The 25,890-nt window shown below is 59.9% G+C and carries 23 protein-coding genes and 1 pseudogene; 12 read left to right on the top strand and 12 right to left on the bottom strand.

The window, feature by feature from the left end:
* Positions 1-37 precede the first annotated feature (37 nt).
* From E0L20_RS11705 to E0L20_RS11680, 6 genes and pseudogenes are all read right to left on the bottom strand, one after another.
* Positions 38-250, bottom strand: a pseudogene (locus tag E0L20_RS11705) (alpha/beta fold hydrolase); the annotation flags it as partial.
* 75 nt (positions 251-325) lie between these two features.
* Positions 326-1,567, bottom strand: coding sequence for a hypothetical protein (locus E0L20_RS24065; protein WP_242673401.1), 1,242 nt, complete (start codon positions 1,565-1,567; stop codon positions 326-328).
* Positions 1,568-1,692: 125 nt separating this feature from the next.
* Positions 1,693-2,514, bottom strand: a complete 822-nt coding sequence (locus E0L20_RS11695; protein ID WP_131634111.1) for an alpha/beta fold hydrolase — start codon at positions 2,512-2,514, stop codon at positions 1,693-1,695.
* Between the two features lie 30 nt (positions 2,515-2,544).
* Positions 2,545-4,164: an MFS transporter gene (locus tag E0L20_RS11690; protein WP_131634110.1), complete on the bottom strand. Its 1,620-nt coding sequence runs from the start codon at positions 4,162-4,164 to the stop codon at positions 2,545-2,547.
* Positions 4,161-4,568, bottom strand: coding sequence for a DoxX family protein (locus E0L20_RS11685; RefSeq protein ID WP_131634109.1), 408 nt, complete (start codon positions 4,566-4,568; stop codon positions 4,161-4,163). Before E0L20_RS11685 ends, E0L20_RS11690 begins: the two co-directional genes overlap by 4 nt.
* Positions 4,568-6,439: an amidohydrolase gene (locus E0L20_RS11680; RefSeq protein WP_131634108.1), complete on the bottom strand. Its 1,872-nt coding sequence runs from the start codon at positions 6,437-6,439 to the stop codon at positions 4,568-4,570. The genes E0L20_RS11685 and E0L20_RS11680 overlap by 1 nt, the downstream gene beginning before the upstream one ends.
* A gap of 220 nt (positions 6,440-6,659) precedes the next feature.
* Here E0L20_RS11680 and E0L20_RS11675 point away from each other — a divergent pair, with 220 nt between their 5' ends.
* The 5 genes from E0L20_RS11675 (at position 6,660) to E0L20_RS11655 (ending at position 13,885) form a co-directional block, all read left to right on the top strand.
* Positions 6,660-7,346: a hydrolase gene (locus tag E0L20_RS11675; protein ID WP_131634107.1), complete on the top strand. Its 687-nt coding sequence runs from the start codon at positions 6,660-6,662 to the stop codon at positions 7,344-7,346.
* A 61-nt stretch (positions 7,347-7,407) separates the two neighbouring features.
* Positions 7,408-7,629 (top strand): DUF1427 family protein, encoded by a 222-nt coding sequence (locus E0L20_RS11670; RefSeq protein WP_131634106.1) that lies wholly within the window; start codon positions 7,408-7,410, stop codon positions 7,627-7,629.
* Positions 7,626-7,886, top strand: a complete 261-nt coding sequence (locus E0L20_RS11665; RefSeq protein ID WP_131634105.1) for a XapX domain-containing protein — start codon at positions 7,626-7,628, stop codon at positions 7,884-7,886. The genes E0L20_RS11670 and E0L20_RS11665 overlap by 4 nt, the downstream gene beginning before the upstream one ends.
* 23 nt (positions 7,887-7,909) lie before the next feature.
* Entirely contained in the window at positions 7,910-8,290 is a 381-nt protein-coding gene (locus tag E0L20_RS11660; RefSeq protein ID WP_131634104.1) for a response regulator transcription factor, read from the top strand.
* Positions 8,291-8,299: 9 nt separating this feature from the next.
* Positions 8,300-13,885 (top strand): trifunctional serine/threonine-protein kinase/ATP-binding protein/sensor histidine kinase, encoded by a 5,586-nt coding sequence (locus tag E0L20_RS11655; protein WP_131634103.1) that lies wholly within the window; start codon positions 8,300-8,302, stop codon positions 13,883-13,885.
* Between the two features lie 2 nt (positions 13,886-13,887).
* On the opposite strand, the gene E0L20_RS11650 is transcribed toward E0L20_RS11655, so the two are convergent.
* Together E0L20_RS11650 and E0L20_RS11645 are read right to left on the bottom strand one after the other, a co-directional pair.
* The gene (locus tag E0L20_RS11650) at positions 13,888-14,505 is read right to left on the bottom strand and encodes a response regulator transcription factor (RefSeq protein ID WP_131634102.1); all 618 of its coding nucleotides are present in this window, start codon (positions 14,503-14,505) and stop codon (positions 13,888-13,890) included.
* Between the two features lie 182 nt (positions 14,506-14,687).
* Complete coding sequence (locus E0L20_RS11645; RefSeq protein WP_131634101.1) at positions 14,688-15,074, bottom strand: VOC family protein; 387 nt, start codon at positions 15,072-15,074, stop codon at positions 14,688-14,690.
* An 88-nt stretch (positions 15,075-15,162) separates the two neighbouring features.
* On the opposite strand from E0L20_RS11645, the gene E0L20_RS11640 reads away from it, so the two are divergent.
* Both E0L20_RS11640 and E0L20_RS11635 read left to right on the top strand, forming a co-directional pair.
* Positions 15,163-15,765 carry an ATP-dependent Clp protease proteolytic subunit gene (locus tag E0L20_RS11640; protein WP_131634100.1) on the top strand — a complete coding sequence of 201 codons (603 nt, stop codon included), beginning with the start codon at positions 15,163-15,165 and terminating at the stop codon, positions 15,763-15,765.
* Between the two features lie 135 nt (positions 15,766-15,900).
* Positions 15,901-17,022 (top strand): ribosomal protein uL16 3-hydroxylase, encoded by a 1,122-nt coding sequence (locus E0L20_RS11635; protein ID WP_131634099.1) that lies wholly within the window; start codon positions 15,901-15,903, stop codon positions 17,020-17,022.
* Between the two features lie 38 nt (positions 17,023-17,060).
* On the opposite strand, the gene E0L20_RS11630 is transcribed toward E0L20_RS11635, so the two are convergent.
* Positions 17,061-17,246 (bottom strand): hypothetical protein, encoded by a 186-nt coding sequence (locus tag E0L20_RS11630; protein ID WP_010427252.1) that lies wholly within the window; start codon positions 17,244-17,246, stop codon positions 17,061-17,063.
* A 219-nt stretch (positions 17,247-17,465) separates the two neighbouring features.
* Between E0L20_RS11630 and E0L20_RS11625 the strand changes: the two genes are divergently transcribed.
* The 3 genes from E0L20_RS11625 (at position 17,466) to foxA (ending at position 21,090) form a co-directional block, all read left to right on the top strand.
* Positions 17,466-17,699: a DUF2171 domain-containing protein gene (locus E0L20_RS11625; protein WP_131634098.1), complete on the top strand. Its 234-nt coding sequence runs from the start codon at positions 17,466-17,468 to the stop codon at positions 17,697-17,699.
* Between the two features lie 201 nt (positions 17,700-17,900).
* Positions 17,901-18,860 (top strand): helix-turn-helix transcriptional regulator, encoded by a 960-nt coding sequence (locus tag E0L20_RS11620; RefSeq protein ID WP_131634097.1) that lies wholly within the window; start codon positions 17,901-17,903, stop codon positions 18,858-18,860.
* Positions 18,861-18,981: 121 nt separating this feature from the next.
* Positions 18,982-21,090 carry a ferrioxamine B receptor FoxA gene (gene foxA / locus E0L20_RS11615; protein WP_131634096.1) on the top strand — a complete coding sequence of 703 codons (2,109 nt, stop codon included), beginning with the start codon at positions 18,982-18,984 and terminating at the stop codon, positions 21,088-21,090.
* A 61-nt stretch (positions 21,091-21,151) separates the two neighbouring features.
* On the opposite strand, the gene E0L20_RS11610 is transcribed toward foxA, so the two are convergent.
* Entirely contained in the window at positions 21,152-22,567 is a 1,416-nt protein-coding gene (locus tag E0L20_RS11610; protein WP_131634095.1) for an aminotransferase-like domain-containing protein, read from the bottom strand.
* Positions 22,568-22,743: 176 nt separating this feature from the next.
* Here E0L20_RS11610 and E0L20_RS11605 point away from each other — a divergent pair, with 176 nt between their 5' ends.
* On the top strand, positions 22,744-22,905 hold the full coding sequence (locus E0L20_RS11605; protein ID WP_023334364.1) for a DUF1127 domain-containing protein: 162 nt from the start codon (positions 22,744-22,746) through the stop codon (positions 22,903-22,905).
* Between the two features lie 85 nt (positions 22,906-22,990).
* Here the strand turns inward: E0L20_RS11605 and pdxR are convergent, their stop codons facing one another.
* The gene (gene pdxR, locus E0L20_RS11600) at positions 22,991-24,379 is read right to left on the bottom strand and encodes a MocR-like pyridoxine biosynthesis transcription factor PdxR (RefSeq protein ID WP_131634094.1); all 1,389 of its coding nucleotides are present in this window, start codon (positions 24,377-24,379) and stop codon (positions 22,991-22,993) included.
* 101 nt (positions 24,380-24,480) lie between these two features.
* On the opposite strand from pdxR, the gene E0L20_RS11595 reads away from it, so the two are divergent.
* A complete protein-coding gene (locus E0L20_RS11595) occupies positions 24,481-24,960 on the top strand; it encodes a carboxymuconolactone decarboxylase family protein (protein WP_131634093.1) in 480 nt (159 codons plus the stop codon).
* Here E0L20_RS11595 and E0L20_RS11590 read toward each other — a convergent pair.
* The gene (locus tag E0L20_RS11590) at positions 24,947-25,849 is read right to left on the bottom strand and encodes a LysR family transcriptional regulator (protein WP_131634092.1); all 903 of its coding nucleotides are present in this window, start codon (positions 25,847-25,849) and stop codon (positions 24,947-24,949) included. The two genes, E0L20_RS11595 and E0L20_RS11590, sit on opposite strands and share 14 nt — an antisense overlap.
* Between the last annotated feature and the right edge of the window lie 41 nt (positions 25,850-25,890).

Raw genomic sequence — 25,890 nt, 5'->3', positions numbered from 1 at the left:
GATAAGCGAAGCGCCATCAGGCTTCGCTTTTAAAGACTTACAGCGACTTCACAAACGCCAGCAGATCTTCGTTGAGCTGGTCCTGGTGGGTCAGCGCGAAGCCGTGCGGCGCGTTGTCGTACACCTTCAGCGTGGCGTTTTTGATCATCTCTGCCGCCAGCTTGCCGGTGCTTTCAAACGGTACGATCTGGTCGTTGCTGCCGTGGATCACCAGTGCCGGCACGTCGATTTTGGCCATAATCCGGTGAGCCCGGGCAGAAGCATGAGCCTCCGCTTACGGTGAATTGATTAAGTAGCGCCCGCGTTGCGGGCGTTTCTTAAAAAGCTACTTAATATCATGAAGCAACTTTAATAAGAGGCTATCACCGGTAGATTTAATTTTCTGAAAATAAACAGGCTCAGCTAAAGGCGAATCCCATTGGTGTATCTCATCCTTCTTAAACGGGATACATTTCATAGCGGTGTTTTTTAACCGTTTTATGCGAAGGTCATATTCGTCAAAGTTGTCTGGCGTAGTTTTCAGGCTCAGCGATCTGGCATGATTGATTTGCGTAGGGCAAATAAGCTGAATGTTTCCAAGCGAGAAAATGTTTACGCCGGTGATAAAGAATCTCGAAGGGATATCTTTATAGTAACGTGTGTTCCATGTTAAACCATCAAACATCGCTGGCGGGTGAGTGTGAGTATCTATGTAATATTGATGTGTGCGCCAGTCGCTAATGCCGGAAAGGTTCATGGTCATGTTAATGATCATATTGGGGGTGGGGCGGAAAATCATTGTCAGGACAAGCATGCTGACAGGAATAATGATTAGTGTATAAATGATTATTTGCAATAAATTTTTATTTTTCTTTTCGTTTATCAGGATCATTCCTGGGAAGATACCCACAATAATCATCGCGACCGAGAGTGCAAGGAAAATGATAACCTGTAAGAATGTATTGCTTTCTTCGTTAAAATCTAGCTGACCCGCGATAAAAATGAGTGGGAAGATTTGTGTAAAAGCAGGGGCAATCAATAACAGAGGCAGCCAGTTCCTGACGGCGTTTTTCTGCAAATATTTTACATCACGCGTATCATCAACATCCTTATATGACTGAACGTTGAACATAAGCTTGTAGCATAAGCCATACGATGCGGCCAGTATTATGGCTATCGCTAAGGCAAGAACGATAAAACCATTTACATGCAGAAAAAATTGTAAGCAGAACGCTCCGATAAGCACAACGCACATTACAACGCTATTACCAAAACAGACTGAGGTAAAGCTATGTGTCAAACCTTCGTATTTAACAAACTCTTTCTCATGTGCGGTGTAAATTAAGTAAGCAAGGAAAGATGAGATAAAAATGACAAGGCTGAAGCCAAGTAGTGAGACAAGGGTAAACCCAAATATTATTCCTACTGCGCTACTCACGCTCAATGCATCATATAAAATATCAAGCCGGTCAATATTCGCAAGATAGAACCATATAACGCTAAATGTACAGGCTGTGACAAATGAAGAGGATGTTAAAATAGCGATGATAAACTTTCGAGTTAGCCGCTTATGAAACTGGATATTCATCTTATGTAGTCTCCCTTTGAAATGAAGGAATACTAGTCACAAGGGAGAGGAAGTTCTACGCTCAAATTTGGTATGCCCGGAAGTGCATATTCAGGCTGACGCCTTCTGGCGTCAGCCTCGGGAACTTACAGCGACTTCACAAACGCGAGCAGATCTTCGTTGAGCTGGTCCTGGTGGGTCAGCGCGAAGCCGTGCGGCGCGTTGTCGTACACCTTCAGCGTGGCGTTTTTGATCATCTCTGCCGCCAGCTTGCCGGTGGTTTCAAACGGCACGATCTGGTCGTTGCTGCCGTGGATCACCAGCGTCGGCACGTCGATTTTCGCCATATCCGGGCGGAAGTCGGTTTCGCCGAACGCGGTCACGCAGTCGATGGTGCCCTTCAGCGACGCCAGCAGGGCGATGTTCAGCGTCTGGGTCAGGGCACCGGCAGAGACGGTCTGCCCGGCGTTGATGCCGTAGAACGGCGTCGCGAAGTCGCTGATGAACTGGGCGCGATCTTTACGCAGCCCGTCGCGAATGCCGTCGAACACGCTCTGATCCACGCCCTGCGGGAAGGTATCGGATTTACCGAAGATCGGCGTCACCGCGCCCAGCAGCGCCAGACCGGCCACGCGCGCGCTGCCGTAGTTGTTGATGTAGCGGGTTACGTCGCCGCCGCCCATGGAGAAGCCCACCAGCGTCACGTCGCGCAGATCCAGGGTGACGATCAGGTCGTTAATGTCGGACGCAAAGGTGTCGTAGTCGTAGCCGTTCCACGGCTGATCCGAGCGGCCAAAGCCGCGACGGTCAAAGGCGATGGCGCGGAAGCCGCGCTCGGCCAGATAGTTCAACTGGCTGTCCCACATGTCGCCGTCCAGCGGCCAGCCGTGGCTGAAGAGAACCGGTTTGCCCGCGCCGCAATCTTTGTAGTAAATCTGCGTGCCGTCTTTTGCCTTAAACGTTGCCATAGTGTGTTCCTGTGCAGGTGATGGTTATGGTTATACCGGCGCGACCAGGTAGCGAATAGCCGGTGATGTTGTGCCCTGATGAAAAGCCAGAACGCGGCTCTGCAGCAGGAGGTCATTCATGGTGTGGCGCTCCTGCTGGCGCAGATGCTCGATCCAGGAGCCCATCAGGAAGGTCTCGATAAACAGGCCGGGACGCTCAATATCCTCGTATACCGCCCAGCTCATCGCCCCGGCGCGGCGGCGCACCCGGCGCAGCTCGTGAACCGCCTCCAGGAAGGCCTTCGTGTTCTGCGGGTCGATGATGTACTCGTGCGACACCAGCACCGGGCCGCGCTCGTTGGGCAGGTCAATCTCCACGCCGTCCAGCGGCTGGCCGCTGAGGTCGAGGTTCAGGTCCGGATCTTTCCCCAGCTTCCAGCGGAACACCGTCGCGCTCGCCAGCACCATGCCCAGCGTGGCGACAACCAGCGAGGTCGGGGTGCCGAAGCGGGAAGCGATCTGCCCCCAGATGGCGCTGCCCGCGGTCATCGAGCCGAAGAACACCGTCAGGTAGACCGCCAGCGCGCGGGCCTTCACCCAGCGGGCGGCGCTGCGCTGCGCGCCGAGGTTCAGCGTTGAAAGCACCGCAATCCACGCGAAGCCGGTGAAGAACTCAAACAGATTCAGCAGCCAGACGTGGCGCACGAACGCCAGCGCCAGCATGGTGAGGGCAAAGGTCAGGCTGGCGGCCACCATCAGGCGGTCGGCGTTCAGCCGCTGGCGCAGGCGCGGCAGCAGGATGGCCCCGGCAATCGCCCCCAGGCCAATGCACGCCAGCATCACGCCGTAGCCCGCAGGGCCTAAGCCCAGCTCGCGGCGCGCCACCAGCGGCAGAAGTGCCCAGCCCGCGCTGCCGAAAACGAAGAAGGCCACGGTGCGCACCAGCACGTTGCGCAGCACCGGCGCGGCGTGCACGTAGCGAATGCCTGAGCGCACCGCAGAGAAGAAGTGCTCCGGCGGCAGGCGCTGCACGGACGGCGCCGGACGCCAGCGCCACAGCACCCACGCCACGCCGACCACGGAGAGCGCGTTCAGGGCAAACACCATCCACGGCCCGGCGAGCGACAGCAGAAAACCGCCCAGCGCGGGGCCAATCGCCCGGCTGATGTTTACCCCGAGCGAGTTGAGCGCCACGGCGGCACCCAGCTCCGGCTTGCTCACCAGATCGGGCACCACGGCCTGGAACGGCGGCGAGCTCATCGCCGCGCCCACGCTCAGCAGAAACGTCGCCACCAGCAGAACGGTGGGGGTGACGTGTCCGGTGAAGGAGAGCACCGTCAGCCCGGCGGCGGCGATGAACAACCACAGCTGGGAGAAGAGCAGGTATTTACGCCGGTCGACGATGTCCGCCATCACCCCAGACGGCAGGGCGAAGAGGAACATCGGCAGGCTGCTGGCCGCCTGCACCAGCGCGATGTCCAGCGGGTCGGCGCTCAGGGTCAGCATGCTCCAGTTGATGCCGACGTCGCTCATCCATGAGCCGACGTTAGAGACCACCGTGGCGATCCACAGCATGCGGAACACCGGCTGGCTCAGCGGCTGCCAGGGCGAAACCGTCGGTGCGGGCGTCGTCTCGACGTGTGCGTCGCGAACGTCGTTAACCTGGGTCATGCGAACCTCTCCGCTGCCTTACGCTGCAGCCGCCACTGGCCTGGCCCGGTGAGGGCGAGGGTGGTGAAGATAATCAGCAGCAGCCAGCCAAACTGCCCTTCGGCAATCGACCAGTTCGGGTGGACCGCCAGCATCGCCACCAGCAGCACGGCGATAATCGGCAGGCACGCCAGGCGGGTGTACACGCCCGCAATGATAAACAGCGGGCAGATCACCTCGGCGACAATCGCCGGGATCAGGCTGGCGTAAGGCCCGAAGCCGAACGGATCTTCAATGCGCGTCAGCTCTTCGCTGAAGTGCAGCACCTTCGGCAGGCCGTGCACGTACAGCAGCAGCAGGCTGCCGGTCAGGCGCAGGAAGAATAGCCCCAGGTCGATCCGGGGCGGGGTAAAGGTGTTTTTCATCAGAATGCAAAGCAGCTGCAGCCCAGCGCCCCCCAGAAAGCGTTATCGTCGGACACCGGCATCTCTGACGTGCGGGCGAAATCATGCTGGTGGCTGTGAACTCCGCACGGGCCGCTGCAGTGGTGGACGGCGCTCATGCCCACGCGTGCGGCCTGCGGCGGCGCGCTGCGGTAGTGGCCCGGCACCTTCACCACCGGGGACCACTCGGGCAGAACCGGAATGGCAGGCGGCGCGAGCGGGCCAAAGCTGCCTGCGGCGTAAACGATATCGCCGTTGACCACCGTCAGGACGGACTCGATGCCCTTGATCTCCTCTTCCGGCACGCGGAAGTAGTCTTTGCTTAGCACCGCCAGATCGGCGAGCTGGCCGACCTTGATCTGCCCCTTCTGGTTCTGCTCGCTGGAGAACCACGCGCTGCCCTGGGTCCAGAGCATCAGGGCGGTATCGCGGTCCAGACGGGCGCTGTGGTCGTACATCTGCATCCCGCCAACGGTGCGGCCGGAGACCAGCCAGTAGAGCGCGGTCCACGGGTTGTAGCTCGCCACGCGGGTGGCGTCCGTCCCTAAGCCCACCGGCACGCCGGTCTCGAGCATTTTCGCCACCGGCGGCGTGTGGCGGGTGGCTTCGATGCCGTAGCGCTCGGCAAAGTATTCCCCCTGGAAGGCCATGCGGTGCTGGACGGCAATGCCGCCGCCCAGTTCTTTGATGCGGTCGATGTTGGCCTGGGTAACGGTTTCCGCATGGTCGAAGAACCAGTGCAGGCCGTTGAACGGAATGTCGCGGTTCACCTTCTCGAAAACGTCCAGCATGCGGCTGATGGATTCGTTGTAGGTGGCGTGCAGGCGGAACGGCCAGCGGTGCTCCACCAGATGGCGTACCACGCGCTCCAGCTCGTCCTCCATGCCCGGCGCGAGGTCCGGGCGCGGCTCGAGGAAATCTTCAAAATCGGCGGCGGAGAAGACCAGCATCTCGCCCGCGCCATTGTGGCGGAAGAAATCGCTGCCCTGGCCCGGCGTGAGCATGTCGGTCCATTTTTCAAAGTCTTCCAGCTCGTGGCCCGGACGCTGGGTAAACAGGTTGTAGGCGATGCGGACGGTCATCTGCTTTTTCTCGTGCAGCTCGGCAATCACCTCGTAATCTTCCGGGTAGTTCTGGAAGCCGCCGCCCGCGTCAATGGCGCTGGTCAGCCCCAGACGGTTCAGCTCGCGCATGAACTGGCGCGTGGAGTTGACCTGCTGTTCCAGCGGCAGCTTTGGCCCTTTGGCCAGCGTGGCGTAGAGGATCATGGCGTTCGGACGGGCGATCAGCATCCCGGTCGGGTTGCCGTTGGCATCGCGCTGGATCTCCCCGCCCGGCGGGTTTGGCGTGTCTTTGGTGTAGCCGACCACCTTCAGCGCGGCGCGGTTGAGCAGGGCGCGGTCGTACAGGTGCAGGATGAAGACCGGGGTGTCCGGCGCGGCGTCGTTAATCTCGTCCAGCGTCGGCATGCGGCGCTCGGCGAACTGGAACTCGGTCCAGCCGCCCACCACGCGCACCCACTGGGGCGACGGCGTGCGCAGGGCCTGCTCTTTCAGCATCCGCAGGGCGTCAGCCAGGGACGGTACGCCTTCCCAGCGCAGCTCGAGGTTGTAGTTCAGCCCGCCGCGGATCAGGTGCAGGTGGGAGTCGTTCAGGCCGGGGATGGCGGTGTGGCCTTTCAGGTCCACTACCTTGGTGCCGTCGCAGTGGTGCTGCATCACCTCGGCGACGGTACCCACTTCCAGAAATTTTCCGTCGCGCACGGCAACGGCTTCCGCGAGAGGGTTCTCGCGATCGACGGTGTGAAACTGGCCGTTAACCAGAATGAGATCGGCTTTACCGAGGGTAACCATAACTGCTCCAGACTGAGAGGGGAATGGTCAGGATTATGGGAACCGGTTTCGGCAAAGATCCAGTTATACAATAGGATAGGTATACCAAAGTATAACTATACCTAAGGTTAACTATACGAAGAGATAATTACGCCCGGGCGGCGCGGGTCATAGGATGAATGCGATTTTATCGGCGTGCTTTTCACGGCGATTTTAACCTTTAACCTCACTGGATAATCTTATGACCACTTCAAAGCTCGAAGTCTTAACCCCTGCGAACTGTCAGGTAATCTTCATCGACCACCAGCCGCAGATGGCGTTTGGCGTGCAGTCGATTGACCGCCAGGTGCTGAAAAACAACACCGTGGCGCTGGCGAAAGCGGCAAAAGTATTCAACATCCCGACCATCATCACCACCGTTGAGACCGAAAGCTTCTCCGGCAATACCTATCCGGAGCTGCTGGACGTGTTCCCGGGCCAGGACATCCTGGAGCGTACCTCCATGAACTCCTGGGACGACCAGAAGGTGCGCGACGCGCTGCAGGCCAACGGCAAGAAGAAGGTGGTAGTTGCCGGCCTGTGGACCGAAGTGTGCAACAACAGCTTTGCCCTGTGCGCGATGCTGGAAGGCGACTACGAAATTTATATGGTGGCGGACGCGTCCGGCGGCACCTCCAAAGAAGCCCACGACTACGCGATGCAGCGCATGATCCAGGCGGGCGTGATCCCGGTGACCTGGCAGCAGGTGATGCTGGAGTGGCAGCGCGACTGGGCGCGTAAAGAGACCTACACCGCGGTGATGGATATCGTGCGCGAGCACTCCGGCGCGTACGGCATGGGCGTGGATTACGCCTACACCATGGTGCACAAAGCGCCGTCTCGCCAGAAGAGCGAGCACCGCACCTTAGCGCCGGTCCCGGCTCGCTAAGTTCCGCTGGCGGGCTGGTCCCTCATCCGGCTCGCCGCTGCCTTTTTCTCTGGAGTTCACAATGAGTACAGGGTTGATATCCCTCGCGGCAGGCGTGCTGATCGGCCTGATGTATGCCGTGCTGAAGGTACGCTCCCCCGCGCCGCCCGCGCTGGCGCTGATTGGCCTGCTGGGCATGCTGGCGGGCGAACAGGCGATGCGCCATCTGATGTCCCGCGACCCCGCCGCCAGCGTGCAGGTGACGGTTCCGCAGGCGCAGCCCCCGTTGGGTGCGTCATCATGAAGGCCTGGATAATTTCGCTGGTATGCGGCGTGGCTGCTGGGGTAATTTACGCCCTGCTCGACGTCCATTCACCGGCCCCGCCGGTGGTCGCGCTGCTTGGCCTGTTCGGCATGCTGGTGGGAGAACAGCTGATCCCCATCGGGCGTCGTCTATTGAGCCGTGAACCGCTTACCCTGGCCTGGTTTCGCCACGAATGCGTGCCGAAAATCAGCGGGACTGCGCCCCCTGCGCCCGCGAAGGAAAGCCGCGACGCGTAACGCTTTGTTTGAGGAAAGACAGCATGACGCTGCCGTGGCGCATTGCCATCATTGATGACGAACGTTCTGTCCGCAGCGGGCTGAGTAACCTGCTGCAGTCGGAAGGGTATACAACCGATACCTTTGATTCGGCAGAGGTGTTTTTGAGCCATCCTCTCGCGCTGTCCGACGCCGCGTTGGTGATCGCCGACATCAAGCTGCGCGGCATGAACGGCATTGAGCTGCTTGAGAAGCTGCGCCTGCTGGCCGTGCCGCCGCCGCCAATACTCTTCATATCCGGTCATGCTGATGAAAATATGCAGCGGTACGCTCTCAGCCTGGGCGCCGCTGCATTTTTGCGTAAGCCTATTAACATCGATATTCTGCTGGATCACATTCAGCGGGAGCTGGCCCGCCGACAATAAGGATCGCGGATGAACGAACAAGCGTCGCCTGCATTTTGGCCTGCCCGTGGGGATCTTCACGACGGGCGGGCCTTTGTACTGAAAGAGGATGTGATTTTTACCGTGCTGGCGCAGGAGGGCGGCATCGCCTGGATGAACGGGCGGCATCCCCAGTCCGGCGGTTCGTTTATTATTGCCACCGCGGTCAGCGATGAAGAAGAGGAGCGGGCCACCCGGCTGCTGAAAAACGAGTTTGCCCTGCGCGATCGGCTTCACGACGGCTGGGCGATTCGGGCCGTGGCCTCAACCCAGTACCGCGGACGCTTCGCGCTGGTCTATACCCCGTTCGCCTTTGAGCTGCTGGCGCGCCGGGCGGGCAAGGCGATCTCCGGCATCTCTCGCTTTATCGAGCTGGCAATCCGCATCTGCGTTCCCCTGCGCCAGATGCACCTGCAGAACCTCATTCACGGCGACATCAAGCCCGGCAATATTTTTGTGCATCACGACGCCACCTGCCGCCTGGGCAGCTTTGGCCTCTCCAGCAGCACCTCCGAGGCCTTCTCCCTGACCCGGCTTGCGGTCGCGGGCGGGACGCCTGCCTATATGTCGCCGGAACACACCACCCGCACCCGGCGCGCCGTGGATGGCCGCAGCGATCTCTATAGCCTCGGTATGGTGCTGTACGAGCTTCTCACCGGGCGTCTGCCGTTTGAACGGAGCGCAGACGACCAGACCCACTGGGCGCACTATCACATTGCCTCCGAGCCGCTTGCCCCGGGGCAGGTGCGCCCGGACGTGCCGGAAATGCTTTCGACGATAATCCTCAAGCTGCTGGAGAAGAGCCCGGAGAACCGTTATCAGACGGTCGATGGCCTGATTGCCGATCTCCGGCGCTGCCAGGCGACGCTGACCGCCGAAGGCGAGATTGCCCGCTTTATTCCCGGCCAGCAGGACCGTTCCCCGGCCATTCATCTGGCGGATGCGCTGTTTGCCGCCCATCCGCAGGCCAATGAAGCCCTTGCCGCGTTCGAACGCGTCGGGCAGAACGGCGTGCCGGAGCTGGTCATCATTGGCGGCCCCTCGGGGATCGGCAAATCCTCCGTCATCGCCACCGCGCTAAAGGCGCTTCAGCAGCGCAAGGTGCTGCTGGCGGTGGGGAAGGTCGATCAGTTTTCATCCTCCTTGCCCTACGGCGTGCTGAGCTCGGCGTTTCGTTCCCTGACGCTGCACCTGCTTGGCCTGCCGGCGGAGGAGGTGACGAAGTGGAAAATCCGCCTGACCCGCGCCCTTGAGGGCTACGAGGAGCTGGCCGTCAGCCTGGTGCCGGAGCTGAATTTACTCGTGGAGAGCAAGCCGCGCCTCTCTGCGGATACGTTTTCCATCGACGCGCGGGCGCGCTTTAGCCACATGATGCTGGCGCTGGTCAGAACCTTTGCCACCCAGGGCGCGCCGCTGGTGCTCCTGCTGGATGATATTCAGTGGATTGATGCCGCCAGCCTGCAAACGCTAAAACACCTGCTGGTCACCTGCGGCGCGATCCCGCTGCTGGTGGTGGTGGCCCACCGGGATATCGGCTCGCTCTCTGACGCTTTCCTGCAAAAGCAGCTGGCGAGCCTGCCGGAGTCGGCGCAGAACGCGACCACCATTATCCCGCAGCCGCTTACGGTGAAGGCCGTGGCGCGCTGGCTGGGCAGCATCTTCCATGTCCGCAGCGCCAGCACCGCCGATCTTGCTACCCTTATCCATGAAAAGACCGGCGGCAACCCGCTGTTTGTGAATGAGTTTTTCCGCCGCATCGTCGACGACGGGCTGGTGGTGCATAGCAAATACCAGGACAAATGGCAGTACGATCTGCAGGCCATCCGCGCCCGGCACTACACCGAGAACGTGGTCACCCTGGTGCTTGAGCAGCTCAAGGAGATGCCCGAAGAGACGCGTCGCCTGCTGGGCAGCATCGCCTGCCTGGGCTGCACGGGGGAGCTGGAGATGATGTGCCGCGTGGTGGGCGTGTCGGTGGCGGAAATCCGCTATGCGCTGCACCCGGCGGTGATCGCGCAGCTGATTGTGCTGACGGAAAAAGAGTACGCTTTCACCCACGACAGGGTGCAGGAAGCGGCCTTTGCGCTGCTGGACCCGGCTGAAAAGAGCCATCTGCACCTGACCACCGCCCGCCTGCTGGCCGATGCCGCGCGTCAGGCGGCGGGCAACGAGCTGCTGTTCCGCGCCGTGCACCACGTTACCGCCGCGCTGGACTGCATCCAGCCTGCGCCTCAGCGCCAGATGTTCCGCGAGCTGAGCCTGCTCGCCGCGCGACGCGCCAGGCGCACCGGGGACTACGCGTCGGCGCTCGGCTATATCCAGACCGCCAGAGCGCTGGGCAATGCCGGCGCGGTGTCTGATTTTATTCTCGATATCGAAGAGGCGGGGTGCGAGTTCGCGCTGGGCCATCTTGAGCGCACGCGCGAGCTGTGCGACGCCATTCTCGGCTCGCCGGGCGGGCTGACGGAAAAAGCGCTGGCGGCCAACCTGCTGGCGGAGGTCTATATGCGCCAGTCGGATATCCGGCTGGCGCTGGAAGCGGCGCTCTGCTGGCTGGGCGTGTTTGGCATCCAGATCAGCCGCTATCCGGAAAACGCCGAGTGCGACGAGGCCTGGCAGCAGTTCTGCACCCGCACGGGCGATGCGGCGCAGAACCCGTTCGCCCGGTTGACGGTCATGGAGAGCGCTGAGACCGAAGCGGTGATGAATCTGCTCTACAGCGCCAGCATTTTTGCCAGCTTTACCTGCCCGCGCCTGCACTTCCTGCTGCTTTGCCGGATGATGCACCTGACGCTCGATCGCGGCATTACGGGCGCGTCCACTACCGCTATGGCCTGGTTTGGCGTGCTGATTGGTCACCGTTACGGCGAGTACCGTCTGGGGTTTGAGTACGGCACGCTGGCCCGCGAGCTGGTGAACCGTCACGGCTACGGTGCCTATGAAGCCAAAACGCTGCTGCCGCTTGACCAGCTGAGCGTCTGGACCCAGCCGCTGTCGTACACCATTGAGTGCGCGAAAGCCTGTTTCACCTCGGCGGTGACCCACGGCGACATGACGATGGCCTGCTTTGCCGCCTGCCATCAGATCATCAACTTCCTCTCCCGGGGCGATCACCTGGACGGCGTGCTGACCAGCATCGAGCGCGGGCTGGCCTTCGTGCGCAAAACGCACTTCCAGGACATTGAAACCGTCCTGCAGATCCAGCGGCGCTACGTGGAGTTTTTGCGCACCCCTGCGATCGGCACCTGGAGCGCCGCGCAGGCGCTGCCGGAGGATCTGCTGCCCGCGCCGCCGGAGCAGGCGCCCGAGCAGACCTCGACCATGCTGTTCTGGTACTGGCTCTATCGCGGGATGGCGCACTTTACCTGCGGCGAGTATGCGGACGCGCAGGCGGATCTGGAGATGGCGGGCTGGTACGCGTGGTCCGCGCCGGGCCATATTCACCTGCTGGATTACCATCTCTACAGCGCGCTGGCGCTCTCGCGGCAGCTGACGCCGGAAACCTTCTCGGCGGATTACCGCCGCAGCATCCATTTCCACTACGATAAAATTGCCCTCTGGGCGCGCGTTAATCCGGGCACGTTCGCCGATAAAGAGGCACTGATTTACGCCGAAATCGTTCGTCTGGACGGCATGAACAGCATCGCGCTGGAGCAGTATGAAAAGGCGGTGCGGCTGTCGCGCGAGGGCGGGTTTAATCCCATCAACGCCCTGGCGCACGAGCTGGCGGGGCGCTTCTCGCTGGCCTGCGGCTACCCGACCGCCTCGGACGCCCATTTTCGCGGGTCGATTGCCGCCTGGGGCCGCGCGGGCGCGCAGGCCAAAGTGCGCCAGCTGGAGCAGGATTTCCCGCACCTTCTGGCCGCCGGGCAGGCCAGCGCCTACGACACGGTGGCCTATGCCCAGAACGAGGTGATCCGCGACCTGCAGAGCGTGATCAAAGCGTCGCGTGCGCTGTCGGAAGAAATTAACCTGGAACGCCTGATTGAAAACCTGATGACGCTCCTGCTCGAACGCGCCGGGGCGCAGCGCGGCCTGCTGCTGCGCGTCAACGACAACCTTATTCCGGAGATCGAGGCCAGCGCCTGGACCAGCGCCGAAGGCGTGCGGGTGCGTATCCTCAAAGACGCGCCGATGGCTACCGACATGCCGCTGTCCGTGCTGGCGGCGGTGATCCGCACCGGGCAGGAGATCCGCACCGGCAAGCCGGAGGAGTTTCATCCGTTCAGCCAGGACCCCTATCTGGTGACGTCCGGCGCCGCCGTGATGTGCGTCCCGATGTTCAAGCAGGCGCGGCTGGTGGGCGTGCTGTATCTGGAAAACCGCCTGATGCCGGAGGTTTTTACCGCCGAGGACTCGCGGGTGGTGAGCCTGCTGGGCGCGCAGGCTGCGGTTTCGCTGGAGACGGCGCGCCTGTATGCGGAACTGCTGGCGGAGAACATCCAGCGCAGGCGCGTGGAGAAAGAGCTGCGCGCCAGCCAGACCTCGCTGATGCTGGGCGAGCAGATCAGCCACACCGGCAGCTGGCGCTGGGAGCTGGTGCAGGATCTGATGTTTATGTCCGAAGAGTACGCCCGCATTCTCGGCCTGCCTGAACAGCAAAAGATGATCTCCATGGCGGAATTTTTGACCTTTGTGCATCAGGACGATTACGCCCGTATCAGCGCTCTCGTCAACCAGAGCGTGCGCGACGGGCTATCCATGCGGGCGGAGTTCCGCATTACCCGCACCGACGGCTCCGTGCGCTACATTCTGGGGATCGGCGATCCGGTCGGCGTCGGCAGCGAGGTGAACGAGTATTACGGGATCATCACCGACATCACCAGCCAGCGGGCGGCGGAGGATGCCATGCGGGTGGCGCAGGCGGATCTGGCCCGGGTGTCCAGGGCGACTACCGTTGGCCAGCTCACCTCATCCATCGCCCACGAGATCAACCAGCCGCTGATGTCGATTGTCTCTAACGCCGGGGCAAGCCTGCGCTGGCTCAACCGGGAGCCTGCCCGGCTGGATAAGGTGCGCGAAGGCCTGGAGGAGATCGCCGCGGAAGGCGAGCGGGCGGGAGAGATTATTCGCAGCATTCAGTCTCTGACGCGCAAGCAGGATCCGACCTTTACGCGCATCGATCTGCATTACCTGATCCATCACATCATCACCCTCTCGCGCAGCGAGCTGGAGCAGCGACATATAAGCGTTGATTATCTGTTGCATGCCCGGAACAGCTTTATCACCGGCGACAGCGTGCAGATCCAGCAGGTGCTGCTCAACCTGGTGATGAACGCGGTGGAGGCGATGGCGGAGGTGACGGATCGTCCATGCTGCATCACGATATCCACCGCTAACTGCGTTGATAATAAAGTGATTTTCGAGATTGCGGACACCGGCAGCGGCATTGAGCCTGAGCTTACCGAGCGCATTTTTGATTCGTTCTACTCGACCAAAGCGCAGGGCATGGGGATGGGGCTGACCATCAGCGCCAGCATTATCGAACGCCACCGGGGCAGGCTGTCCGCGCGCCGCGGCGATCCTTACGGCACCGTCTTTGCCTTCGCGTTGCCGCTGGCCGAGCAGGAAAGCTGAGGTTAATCCACCGGCTGGCTTTTGGTCAGGCGCTCAACGGCCCTGACCAGCTCGGCCACGGAGCGCACCTGCATTTTGTCCATCACGCGGCGGCGATGCACCTTAACCGTAATTTCGCTCACGCCCAGCTCGGCGGCGATCTGCTTGTTTAACAGGCCGCTAATCGCCAGCTGGAGCACTTCATGCTCGCGCGGGGTAAGAGACATATGGCGCTGCTTCAGGGCGTAATGCTCCTTAAACTGAGCTGCGTTGTTTTGCGCCAGCTTCAGCGCTGATTCAATGGAATCAATTAAGGCACTGGATTCAACGGGTTTGGTGAGGAATTCGTAGGCACCGCCCTTAATCGCCCGAACGGACATCGGGATAGTGCCGTGGCCGGTAAGAAAGATAATGGGTATCTCTCGCCCGCTGGCCTTCAGGGCATCTGCCACATCAAAGCCGCTGATGGCGGGCATCTGCATATCGAGGATCACGCAGGAGGGCAGATCTTCGAAGCGGTGCTGAAGGAACGTTTCTGCCGATGAAAACCCGATGGCGTGCAGGTCTGAAGACTCCAGCAGACCGATTACGGAGTGCCTGACAGCGTCATCGTCATCAACCACATAAACAATGTGTTCCATTCACGCCCCGGTGTGTGATCGGTAAAAAATCGAGAGGAAAAGCAGCCCCTTATAACCGTAAGGGACTGTTTGCACTGCGCATTCATACTAACACATTAGTTATCATTATCATTTACCAATATGAAAATGATATTAAAGTGTAATGAATATGTGGCGGATTGGTTAGTAACGAAACGCTGTTTTTATGCACCGACAAGCTCAACCCGGTTGCCGTCCGGATCGGCAATCACCGCTTCATAAAAGCCATCGCCGGTCATGCGCGGGGCGCTGAGCAGCGTGTCGCCTGCGCGCGCCTGCTCCGCCATGCTGTCTACCCTGGCCCTGCTGCCAACATCAATGGCGATATGCGCCCAGCCCACAAACTCCGGATGCGCGGGCGCGTCGGGCAGATCCGGAACCGTCATCAGTTCAATGGTCGGCCCGCCCTCAAGCGTAATAAAGTGCGATGCAAATCCCGGCCGATTTTTACTGACGTAGCGTTCGTTACTCTGCCCGCCAAAAACGGTTGTCCAGAACGCAACCTGAGCGTCCAGCCTGCGGGTCCAGAGCGCGACGTGTGCAATTTTCATAAGTTCCCTCGTTATGTGTCCGTGAGGACTTTCACCGGTAAAACAGGCTACACTCTGGTTTTGAGCGCGACAAGCTGAGGAAATAACAATGCACTACACACTGAAAGAAAGCGACAAGGATAAAGCGGAAGGGACAACCGGCGCGGGCGCTCTGCAGCAAAAACTGCTGGAATCGCGTTCGATTGTGATCTCCGGTGAGATCAACCAGGAGCTGGCCCAGAAGGTCATCACCCAGATGATCCTGCTGCAGAGCGTCAGCAACGATCCGATCAAGCTGTACATCAACAGCCAGGGCGGCCACGTGGAAGCGGGCGATACCATCCACGACTTCATCAAATTTATTCGTCCGGAAGTGCACGTTATCGGCACCGGCTGGGTGGCAAGCGCCGGGATCACCATCTTCCTGGCGGCGAAAAAAGAGCACCGTTACTCCCTGCCGAACACCCGCTTTATGATCCACCAGCCGCTGGGCGGCGTGCGCGGTCAGGCGACGGATATCGAAATCGAAGCGCGCGAGATCATCCGCATGCTGGATCGCGTGAACAAGCTGATCGCTGACGCCACCGGCCAGCCGCTGGAAAAAGTGAAAAAAGATACCGATCGCAACTTCTGGATGTCTCCGGCAGAAGCGCTGGACTACGGCATCGTGGGCAAGCTGATTACCCACTATGACGAGCTGAAGCTGGATTAAGTTTTAGCGGCGTGTACGTGTCGGGTGGCGGCTTCGCCTTGCCCGACCTACGCGTGCTGGTTTGACCCATGACAAGTTCCCCCTCTGCTTTCTTGCCTATAATCGCGCCTGTTTACCCTCTCACTGGTGCTTACCATGGCGTATCAACTGAACCTGAACTGGCCGGAATTTCTTGAGAAATACTGGCAAAAAAAACCCGTAGTGCTGAAAAATGCCTTTCCGAATTTTGTCGATCCTATTACCCCGGACGAGCTGGCAGGGCTGGCGATGGAGCCGGAAGTCGATAGCCGTCTGGTGAGCCACTCCAACGGAAAATGGCAGGCCAGCAATGGTCCGTTTGAGCATTTCGACAATTTGGGTGAAACCGGCTGGTCGCTGCTGGCGCAGGCGGTAAACCACTGGCATATGCCCGCGGCTGAGCTGGTGCGTCCGTTCCGCGTCCTGCCGGACTGGCGTCTCGACGACTTGATGATCTCCTTCTCCGTGCCCGGCGGCGGCGTGGGTCCGCATATCGATCAGTACGACGTGTTTATCATTCAGGGGATGGGGAGCCGCCGCTGGCGCGTGGGCGATAAGCTGCCGATGCGTCAGTTCTGCCCGCATCCGGCGCTGCTGCACGTCGATCCGTTTGAGCCCATCATCGACGAAGATCTTGCCCCGGGCGATATCCTCTACATTCCGCCTGGATTCCCGCACGACGGCTTTACCCATGAAACCGCGCTGAACTACTCCGTGGGCTTCCGCGGGCCGAACGGCCGCGACCTGATCAGCAGCTTCGCCGATTACGCGCTGGAAAACGATCTGGGCGGCGAGCACTACAGCGATCCGGATCTGACCTGCCGCGAGCATCCTGGCCGCGTGGAACAGTACGAGCTGGATCGTATTCGCCAGATGATGATCGACATGATCGGCCGGCCGGATGATTTCACTAAATGGTTTGGCAGCTTTGTTTCAACCCCGCGCCACGAGCTGGACATCGCTGCCGCCGAGCCGCCGTACGCGCCGGAAGAGGTGCTGGATGCGCTGCAGGGCGGTGAGACGCTGTCGCGCCTGAGCGGCCTGCGCGTGCTGAACGTCAACGGCAGCTTCTTCATCAACAGCGAGCAGTTGGAAACCGTAGATGCAAACGCGGCGGATGCGCTGTGCCGTTACACCGAGCTGGGCCAGGCAGAGCTGGGCGAGGCGCTGGAGAATCCGGCCTTTGTTGAAGAGCTGACCGGACTGATTAACCAGGGATACTGGTTCTTCGACGAGTAACAGGTGGCGGCGTTTAGCCTGGCCAAACGCCGCTTCATTCAAACCAGCATATTACAGGCCTTCCAGTAGTTCAGGAGCCGCTCATCGTCGCGCTCTTTCTCCGCCTTGATTTTCATGGCCTGCGCCAGGTTTTCTCGCGATACCTCATGGCCCTTTTGCACGATGTCTAAAACCGCCTCACCAAGAGCCAGCGAAATTTCTGTCCGATTATTGCGAATCGTCATAAATACCTCCTCGTTGGTTGCGATAGTTTAATTATGAAAGATAAATAATCCGTCGATAATAATTCATCTAATTCTTATTTTTTCGCCTCTGCGCTATATAGACTTAATATGCAATCCTGTCAATGATGTTTCAAAATGATAATAAGCGCCTGAAACCGGAATTTATGCGCTACAGTTAATTCCGTGCAACAGCCAAATAACCGAAACAGGAGAATGATTATGGTAGATAAAAGCGCAATTAAGGATCACACTCAGGTTGTAGCCAGCTGCGGAACGCACGTCGGTGTTGTGGATCATCTGGATGGTGAACGTATCAAGCTTGCTAAAAGCGATCCGGAATCAGGTGGTAAACACCACTATATTCCGCTCGGCTGGGTCGACAAAGTGGATGATAATAAAGTCATCCTGACCAAAAACCATAAAGAGGTTTTTGCTGAGTGGCAGGAAGCATAGTTCTTTACTGCATCCTGAAATAATATACGGCTCCGGCACAGGCTGGAGCTTGTTATTTTATTACTGCATGGATAAATAACGCTTCGCTTATTTACTCACAGCGGTGCAGCCCCCTCTTCCCCGCAATCTTTCGCGCTGGCATAGCCTTTGCCCCACCGTAATGGTAATCTTTCTCACTTATCCGCCCACGCACATGCCACTATGACCCAGTCTGCACACCGAAATACGTCCACCCGACGCCTCTTTTGCGTCGAAGACTTCATTGGCTTTGGCGAGCGCTACGGTATCGACTACCGCTTCCCGCAGCTTGTGGATGCCCAGGCCATCGGCAGCCCGGTGCTGCACGGCGATGTGGAGGAGATGATGCTCTCTTCCGGCATTTCGCTCACCCACTCAGACGTTCGCGTTTTGCAGCCCTATGAAACCACCTCTCGCCATAACAGCCCGCTCTATATGCTGGTGGTGCTCGAAGGATGCGTGACGTTAATGCTCAACGGCAGCGAGTACGCGGTGCGCTCCGGCATGGCGTTCAGCTCGCGTCTGAGCGAGGAGCAGGTGATGAACGCCCGTCATGACGCCGACAGCACCCTGAAAACGCTCTCGTTCGGCGTTTACCCGAACGATGCCCGGCGTGAAAGCCTGCTGGAATCGCTGCTTCAGGAGTGGGCGACCCTGAACCCTCCTGCGTCCGTCTGGCAGGTGCCGGGATGCGTCCTGTCGGGAATTCAGCACGCGCAACGGCAGGGATTAAGCCCGCTTTCCCGCAAGCTGCTGCTGGAAGGGCTGATGTACCAGCTTCTGGGGCATGGCCTGGACCATCTCCAGCAAAACGGGCCAACGCGGCCTGAACATGCGCGCCTGGAGCGCGTGCGCTGTATGCTGGAGCAGTCGCCGGAGCAGGATCACACGCTGGCGCAGCTTGCAGCCGTGGCGGCAATGAGTCAGAGCAGCCTGCGCAGCAAATTCCGCCAGCGCTACGGCTGCACGCTGTTTGATTACCTTCGCGACTGTCGCCTTGCGCTGGCGCGCCGCTACCTGCTGGAAGGCCACAGCGTACAGCAGGCCGCGTGGATGAGCGGGTATCAGCACGCCACGAACTTCGCCACCGCCTTTCGTCGTCATTACGGTCTTTCACCCGGCGACGTACGTAAAACCCGCTAACGTAATTTCTGTCGCCGCGCGAACGTGATTCGTGCGGTTTGGCATTGCGCATACATATCCTGGCGGCGCGCATAGCCGTTTGCTGCATCAAAAAGGTAATAATTCTTATTAACAATTAGAAATGCCTTTGGAGAGGATCATGTTTGCTAAATCGCGTCTGGCACTGCTGGTGGGATGGGTTACCGGTAGCGTCGCTTTTCCTTTGATGGCGCAGGATGCGCAGAAAACAGATACCGTGGTGGTCACGTCGCAGATGCAGTCTGCCGCCACCAAGCTTGAAACGCCGGATATCGAAACCCCGCAGTCCGTTTCTATCGTCACCCGCGAGCAGTTCGAAGAGCAGGGCGCAACCAGCGTGCGTCAGGCCGTGAGCTACACGCCGGGCGTGTATAGCAACCAGATTGGTGCCTCTAACCGCTTCGACTATATCGTTCTGCGCGGCTTCTCCGACGGTAGCCTGGATAACGTTTACCTCGACGGCCTGAAGATGATGGGCGACACCAACTCCCACAGTTCGCTGGTGGTCGATCCGTGGTTCCTCGACAACATTGAGGTGGTGCGCGGCCCGGCCTCCGTGCTCTACGGGCGCTCGTCGCCTGGCGGGATTGTGGCGCTCACCTCCCGCAAGCCGTCGTTCGATCCGGGCGGGGAGATCAAGCTTTTCGCCGGGAACAATAACCAGCGCGGGGCGATGTTCGACGTCACCGGGCCGGTGGATGATAACGACCGCGTGGCGGTGCGCCTGAGCGGGATGACCCGTTACGCTGATTCACAGTTCGATCCGCTGAAGGAAGAGCGTTACGCCCTGATGCCGAGCCTGACCTGGCGCATCACCGATAACACCCGCCTGGAGCTGATGGCCTATCTGCACCGCGATCCGGAAGGCGGTAGCCACTCCGGCCTGCCGTACGACGGCACGGTAAATCCGCACTACGGTAAGAAAATCTCCAATACCTTCTATGAAGGGGAGGATGATTACGACAAATACGATCGTCGCGAAAACATGGTGGGCTATAACGTCGAGCATATGTTCGACAGCGGCTGGTCGGTGCGCCAGAAGCTTCGCTACCTGCACACCAAAGTGGAGCTGAACCAGGTGTATGCCGCGGGCTGGCTGAATGAAACTGAACTCAACCGCGGCTATTCCGGCTCTGACGAGAAGATGAACGCCATCACCCTGGATAACCAGGTCGACGGCAGCTTCGACACCGGGATAGTAAACCACCGCGTGCTGATCGGCATGGACTATCAGGATCGCAGCAACAATGTGAAGGGCTACTACGGCGGCTTCCCGCCGATAGACGCCTTCCACCCGGTGTACGGCGCGAAGCCGGACTACATCACCCAGTACAGCAAGGAAAAACACAAGCTGCGCCAGACCGGCTACTACCTGCAGGACCAGATGTCCATTGACCGCTGGCGCCTGACGCTGGGCGGGCGTTACGACCAGGTGAGCGTGTCTAACGTCGACAACTTCAACCACACCCGCAGCGATCTGGATAAGAACAACTTCAGCAGCCGCGCGGCACTGTTGTATCTGTTTGATAACGGCGTCGCGCCGTACGTGAGCTACTCTACCGCCTTTACGCCGACCAGCTTTGCCGACGAGAAGGGCAATATTCTGGACCCGATGAAGGGCAAACAGTGGGAAGCGGGCGTGAAGTATGAGCCGGAGGGGATGAACAGCCAGTTCAGCGCCTCGGTGTTCCGCATTAACCAGAAGAACATCGCCACCAAAGAGGAACCGACCGATCCGTACCGTTCCATCGGTGAAATCGAGTCCGAAGGCGTAGAGCTGGAGGCGATTGGTCAGCTGACCGACAGCCTGCGCCTGCAGGCGGCGTACACCTATACGGACATTCGCTACAAGAAGAGCAGCCCGGAGGAAGAGGGCAAGCGCGCCGTCTATGCCCCGCGTAACATGGCCAGCGGCTGGCTGAGCTACGACGTCAAAACCGGCCCGCTGGACGGCCTGACCGTTGGCTCCGGCGTGCGCTACGTAAACGGCATCACCAGCGATCGCCAGAATACCCATACGCTACCGTCGTACACGCTGGTGGATATCGTGGTAGGCTATGACCTGTCGAAGGTGGGCCTGACGGGCGTAAGCGCGCAGCTGAACGTCAATAACCTGACGGACAAGAGCTACGTGGCGGCGTGTAACTCGCTCTCTTACTGCTACTTCGGTGCAGAACGCAGCATTGTGGGCAGCGTTTCGTGGAAGTTCTGAGTCGTTGACGATTTCCTCCCTCTCCCAGTGGGAGAGGGTTGGGGTGAGGGCAAAAAACGCACTACTCCTCCATCGCAATCACAATCGCTTCGCCCATCTTTTTCAACGCCTCGCGATTCTTCTCCGTCGGCGGCAGCGCCACGTTGATCCGCAGACAGTTGCGGTACTTCCCGGAGGCGGAAAACAGCGACCCGGCCGCGGCCTGGATCTTCAGCCGACACAGCTGCTTGCTGACGCACACCATGTCGACCTTCTCCGGCAGCTCAATCCACAGCAGGAAGCTTCCCTGCGGGCGCGTGACGCAAATCTCTGCAGGAAAATACTGCCGCACCCAGCAGGTGTAGGTTTCCATATTCTGCTGATAAATCTGACGCATACGGCGCACGTGGCGATGGTAATGGCCGTCGCGAATAAACGCCGCCACCGCCATCTGCGTGCCCGGCACGTTAAACCCGCCCGCGGCGTATTTCATGTGCATCACCCGGTCGTAATAGCGTCCCGGCACAATCCAGCCGACGCGCAGGCCCGGCGCCACGGTTTTGGTAAACGAGCTGCAGAGGATCACGCGGCCGTCGATATCCATCGAATGGATGGTGCGCGGGCGCGGGTACTCTGCCGCCAGCTCGCCGTAAATGTCATCCTCCACGATCACGATATCGTGCCGCTGGGCCAGCGCAAGCACCTGCTTCTTGCGCGCTTCCGGCATAATAAACCCGAGCGGGTTATTGCAGTTCGGCACCAGGATCACCGCCTTGATCGGCCACTGCTCCAGCGCCAGCTCTAATGCCTCAATGCTGATGCCGGTTTCAGGATCGGTTGGGATCTCGATGGCCTTGATGTCGAACCCGCGCAGCATCTGCATGGTGCCGTGAAACGACGGCGACTCCACCGCCACGATGTCCCCCGGCTTGCACACCGAGAGCAGGGCGATCGACAGCGCGCCGTGGCAGCCGTTGGTGATGACAATCTCGTTCGCTGCCACCGTTGAACCGCCGTCGAGCATCAGGCGGGCGATCTGCTCGCGCAGCTCCAGGCGCCCGTCGAGGACGTCATAGCTCAGCATTTCAGCCGGATTATGCTGCGCAATGCGGCTCATCTCTCGCCACAGCGGCTTCAGGCTCGGCTGGTTAACGTCCGGCGAGCCGCCGCCAAAGGAGATCATCTCTTTGTCGGCGCGGGCATCCAGCAGCATCATCACTTCATCCCACTGGGTGACGTCCACGGGGCGCTGCACCGGGCGCGTCATGGCCGGAACGGGCGGCTGGGCCTTGCGCTGAGAAACAAAATAGCCGGAGCGCGGCTGAGGCGTGATCAGCTGGAGGTTTTCGAGAATATGGTAGGCCTGCTGTATGGTGCTGATGCTCACGCCGTGCTCCTGGCTCAGCGTACGCACCGACGGCAAACGTTCGCCGCTGCGATACAGCCCTTGTTCAATGCGTTCCGCCAGAAGATTGGCCAGATGTTGGTAGCGCGTCATGCTGTATCCTTTGTTTTCACCATACAGATTAGTAAACCAGTACAGATTGCCGCAAAAATTGCCATGCAGTTACTGTTTTAGCGGATCTGTATGTTAAACAAAAGTTGTTTTTGAATCTGTATTGTGCGAGCCGATTTCCACGATGATATCCCCACTGGCACAGTGAGGAGAGCATCATGGAATTCTATGAGAACCGTTCAAAACGTCCGTTCGTCGTGTTTGTCTGGATCGGCAAAACGATCTGCAACTGGTATCGCATCAACCGCACCCGCCGCATATTGAGCCAGATGAGCGACGAGCAGCTCAAGGATGTGGGGTTGTCGCGGTATGACGTGTGAGGCATTTATCGCCCGGTGGCGCTTCGCTTACCGGGCCTACGGGATCGAGTAGGCCGGGTAAGGCGTAGCCGCCACCCGGCGATGTTCAGCTCAACAGCCCAAACGTCTGCCGCTTCGGCCTTTCCAGCAAATCTACCGCCTCCTGATACGACCGCACGTTGTTATAGCCCATCACCAGCCCGTAGCGTTTGCCCGACCCGCGATACCATTCAGAGAGCGCGTTCACCTGCAGCTGCTGCGCCTGCCAGCAGTGCGCAATCTCCCGGTCGCAGCTTCCCTTCGTGAGAAACGCCACAACATGCATCCCGCCGTCGTTTTGCTCGGTGAAAAACAGATCGCCATACACCTCGCGCAGGGCGGCAATCATCCAGTCGCGGCGGGTCTGGTACAGGGCACGCATTTTCTTGAGATGGCGGAAAAAATGCCCCTCGTTGAGGAACGCGGTGAGGATCTTCTGCGTCAGCACTGGCTGGCCGCTGGCGACAATGTCCGCGCAGTCGGTGAAGGCCTCAACGGTGCTGGCGGGCATCACGATATAGCCCATCCGCAGCGACGGCATGATGGTTTTGCTGAAGGTGCCCATAAAGATCACCCGGTCGTGCTGGTCGAGGCTTTTCAGCGACGGCAGCACCTTGCGGGTGTAGTGAAATTCGCCGTCGTAGTCGTCCTCGACGATCCAGGCCTCGTGCTGTGAGGCCCAGTCGAGCAACTGCTGCTTGCGCGGCAGCGAAAGCGTCACCGCCAGCGGGCTCTGGTGCGACGGCGTGACGATAGCAAAGCGCGCGTCGCGATGGTTACGCAGCAGGTATTCGGTATCAACGCCAGAGCGATCGACGGGCACGGTGTGCAGCCGCGGCACGATCCGCTTGAGAAGCTGCTGTCCCATAAAGTAGCCAGGATCTTCAAACACCACCTTGTCGCTGCGGCTGGCGAGGGTATCGAGGATCAGCCGCAGGCTGCCGCTGTAGCCGCTGGTGATTAAGATCTGCTCGGCGCTGCAGGACAGCCCGCGCGAGATATTGAGATAGCGGGCAATCGCCTCGCGCAGCGGATACCAGCCCAGAACGGGCGGGTTGAGCATCTCCTCCTGACGCATGGCGCGCGTTGCCTGGCCCGCCAGCAGCAGCCATTTTTTATACGGAAAACTGTCGAGCGAGGGAATGCCGGGGCGCAGAAATCCCGCCCGCTCGCGCTGGCTGATGAGCGATTCTGGCAGCGTGCCGGTGGGCTGTTCCGCAGGCGCATTTTTGGCGGGCAGCAGAAGATCCGGATTCACCCGCGTGCCGCGCGCGCCCTGGCTCACCAGATACCCTTCGCCCGTCAGGATGGCGTAGGCCGTTTCGACGGTTTTACGCGCCACCTTCAGCTCTTCGGCCAGCACGCGGATGGCGGGCACCCTGTCGCCCGGCTTCAGCACGCCGCGCGTAATGTAATCGCGATAGCGAGAATAGATCTCGTGATAGCCGAGCTTCATGTCCTACCTCATTTTGGTGGTTTTGTATCTTTTTACTATGTCATTAACGGCGTAGATTTGCCTCATCGCATGACACATGCCGCACAAAAAGAGGAAAGACAATGAGCACTCGCGTTAACCACCACAAAGCTACACCTGCCCTCGCCAACGCCCTGTCCGCCCTGAGCATGGAAGTGGCAAAAACCTCCATCGACCCGGCGCTGAAGCACCTGATCGACATTCGCGTATCGCAGCTGAACGGCTGCACCTTCTGCCTGGATATGCACTCGAAAGAGGCCAAAATCGGCGGCGAGCGCGAGCTGCGCCTGTACCATCTGGCGGCCTGGCGCGAGTCTCCGCTGTTCAGCGCCCGCGAGAAAGCCGCGCTGGCCTTCACCGAAGCGCTGACGCAGATTGGGGTTCACGGCGTGAGCGACGCGCTGTACCGCAGCGTGGCGGAGCACTTCTCGGACGTCGAGATTTCAGAGCTAAACTTCGCCATCGTGGCGATCAACGCCTGGAACCGCCTGGGGATCACCTCCCGCATGGAGCCGGGATCGCTGGATGCGGCTTACGGGCTGAACAAGGCTAACCTGGAATAATTCCGCGCTCGCGGATCGTCGCCACCAGCGCCCGCAGTCCCGGCGGGACGTGGCGATGCCCTGGGTAATACAGGCGCAGCCCGGCAAACGGCTGCGTCCAGTCGTCTAAGACGCTCACCAGTTCCCCGCTTTTCAGCTCGTCCTGAATATAGAGTTCCGGTAAAAACCCCACTCCTAAACCCGCCTTCACGGCCCGAATTGACGCGAAAAGATCGGACGTCGCAAAGCGCGGCGGCACGGCCAGCGCGTACGTCTCCCCGCGACGCGACAACTCCCAGCGGTAGATCCCGCCGTGGGCCATGCGCATGCCGATCCCCTGATGTGAAAGCAGATCGTCCGGCGTCTGCGGAATGCCGTGGCGTGCAAAATAGTCCGGCGTGGCGGTGACGAGCTGGCGGATCTCGCCGGTCAGCGGCACGGCGATCATGTCCTGCGGCACGGACTCCTCAAGGCGGATCCCGGCGTCATAGCCTTCCGCGACGATGTCGATCATTCGCGCTTCGCTGACGGTCTCTACGCGCATCTTCGGGTAGCGGATCATAAAGTCGATCAGCAGCTGGTCCAGAAACAGGGTGCCGATATGGTTCGGCACGTTCAGACGCAGCGTGCCGGTAAGTTCCCCGGCGTCGCCGTGGATCTCCTCGCTGGCGAGACGGATCTCCTGCAGGGCCGGGCCGATACGCGCCACGTAGCGCTGTCCGGCGTCGGTGAGCGCCACGCTGCGGGTGGTGCGGTTAAAGAGGCGGGTATCAAGGCGGCTCTCCAGCCCGGCGATGGCGTTGCTGACCGCCGTGGCGGACATGCCCAGCTCCTGCGCCGCGGCGCGAAAGCTGCCGCGGCGCACCACCGCCATCACTACTTCCAGCTCTGTCAGACCTGAACGATGCATAGATTATCCTGAAAATCGAAACAACCCTTGCAGCATAGCGT

Origin of the sequence: Enterobacter wuhouensis, from assembly GCF_004331265.1 — a bacterium.
Lineage (GTDB): Bacteria > Pseudomonadota > Gammaproteobacteria > Enterobacterales > Enterobacteriaceae > Enterobacter > Enterobacter wuhouensis.
Note: the sequence above shows the minus strand (reverse complement) of the source record. Positions and strands in the feature narration are given on the sequence as shown.

Excerpts from the sequence above, each read along its gene's own strand:
- E0L20_RS24065 (WP_242673401.1), bottom strand. The coding sequence starts at position 1,567 with ATGAATATCCAGTTTCATAAGCGGCTAACTCGAAAGTTTATCATCGCT.
- E0L20_RS11695 (WP_131634111.1), bottom strand. The coding sequence starts at position 2,514 with ATGGCAACGTTTAAGGCAAAAGACGGCACGCAGATTTACTACAAAGAT.
- E0L20_RS11690 (WP_131634110.1), bottom strand. The coding sequence starts at position 4,164 with ATGACCCAGGTTAACGACGTTCGCGACGCACACGTCGAGACGACGCCC.
- E0L20_RS11685 (WP_131634109.1), bottom strand. The coding sequence starts at position 4,568 with ATGAAAAACACCTTTACCCCGCCCCGGATCGACCTGGGGCTATTCTTC.
- E0L20_RS11680 (WP_131634108.1), bottom strand. The coding sequence starts at position 6,439 with ATGGTTACCCTCGGTAAAGCCGATCTCATTCTGGTTAACGGCCAGTTT.
- E0L20_RS11675 (WP_131634107.1), top strand. The coding sequence starts at position 6,660 with ATGACCACTTCAAAGCTCGAAGTCTTAACCCCTGCGAACTGTCAGGTA.
- E0L20_RS11670 (WP_131634106.1), top strand. The coding sequence starts at position 7,408 with ATGAGTACAGGGTTGATATCCCTCGCGGCAGGCGTGCTGATCGGCCTG.
- E0L20_RS11665 (WP_131634105.1), top strand. The coding sequence starts at position 7,626 with ATGAAGGCCTGGATAATTTCGCTGGTATGCGGCGTGGCTGCTGGGGTA.
- E0L20_RS11660 (WP_131634104.1), top strand. The coding sequence starts at position 7,910 with ATGACGCTGCCGTGGCGCATTGCCATCATTGATGACGAACGTTCTGTC.
- E0L20_RS11655 (WP_131634103.1), top strand. The coding sequence starts at position 8,300 with ATGAACGAACAAGCGTCGCCTGCATTTTGGCCTGCCCGTGGGGATCTT.
- E0L20_RS11650 (WP_131634102.1), bottom strand. The coding sequence starts at position 14,505 with ATGGAACACATTGTTTATGTGGTTGATGACGATGACGCTGTCAGGCAC.
- E0L20_RS11645 (WP_131634101.1), bottom strand. The coding sequence starts at position 15,074 with ATGAAAATTGCACACGTCGCGCTCTGGACCCGCAGGCTGGACGCTCAG.
- E0L20_RS11640 (WP_131634100.1), top strand. The coding sequence starts at position 15,163 with ATGCACTACACACTGAAAGAAAGCGACAAGGATAAAGCGGAAGGGACA.
- E0L20_RS11635 (WP_131634099.1), top strand. The coding sequence starts at position 15,901 with ATGGCGTATCAACTGAACCTGAACTGGCCGGAATTTCTTGAGAAATAC.
- E0L20_RS11630 (WP_010427252.1), bottom strand. The coding sequence starts at position 17,246 with ATGACGATTCGCAATAATCGGACAGAAATTTCGCTGGCTCTTGGTGAG.
- E0L20_RS11625 (WP_131634098.1), top strand. The coding sequence starts at position 17,466 with ATGGTAGATAAAAGCGCAATTAAGGATCACACTCAGGTTGTAGCCAGC.
- E0L20_RS11620 (WP_131634097.1), top strand. The coding sequence starts at position 17,901 with ATGACCCAGTCTGCACACCGAAATACGTCCACCCGACGCCTCTTTTGC.
- foxA (WP_131634096.1), top strand. The coding sequence starts at position 18,982 with ATGCCTTTGGAGAGGATCATGTTTGCTAAATCGCGTCTGGCACTGCTG.
- E0L20_RS11610 (WP_131634095.1), bottom strand. The coding sequence starts at position 22,567 with ATGACGCGCTACCAACATCTGGCCAATCTTCTGGCGGAACGCATTGAA.
- E0L20_RS11605 (WP_023334364.1), top strand. The coding sequence starts at position 22,744 with ATGGAATTCTATGAGAACCGTTCAAAACGTCCGTTCGTCGTGTTTGTC.
- pdxR (WP_131634094.1), bottom strand. The coding sequence starts at position 24,379 with ATGAAGCTCGGCTATCACGAGATCTATTCTCGCTATCGCGATTACATT.
- E0L20_RS11595 (WP_131634093.1), top strand. The coding sequence starts at position 24,481 with ATGAGCACTCGCGTTAACCACCACAAAGCTACACCTGCCCTCGCCAAC.
- E0L20_RS11590 (WP_131634092.1), bottom strand. The coding sequence starts at position 25,849 with ATGCATCGTTCAGGTCTGACAGAGCTGGAAGTAGTGATGGCGGTGGTG.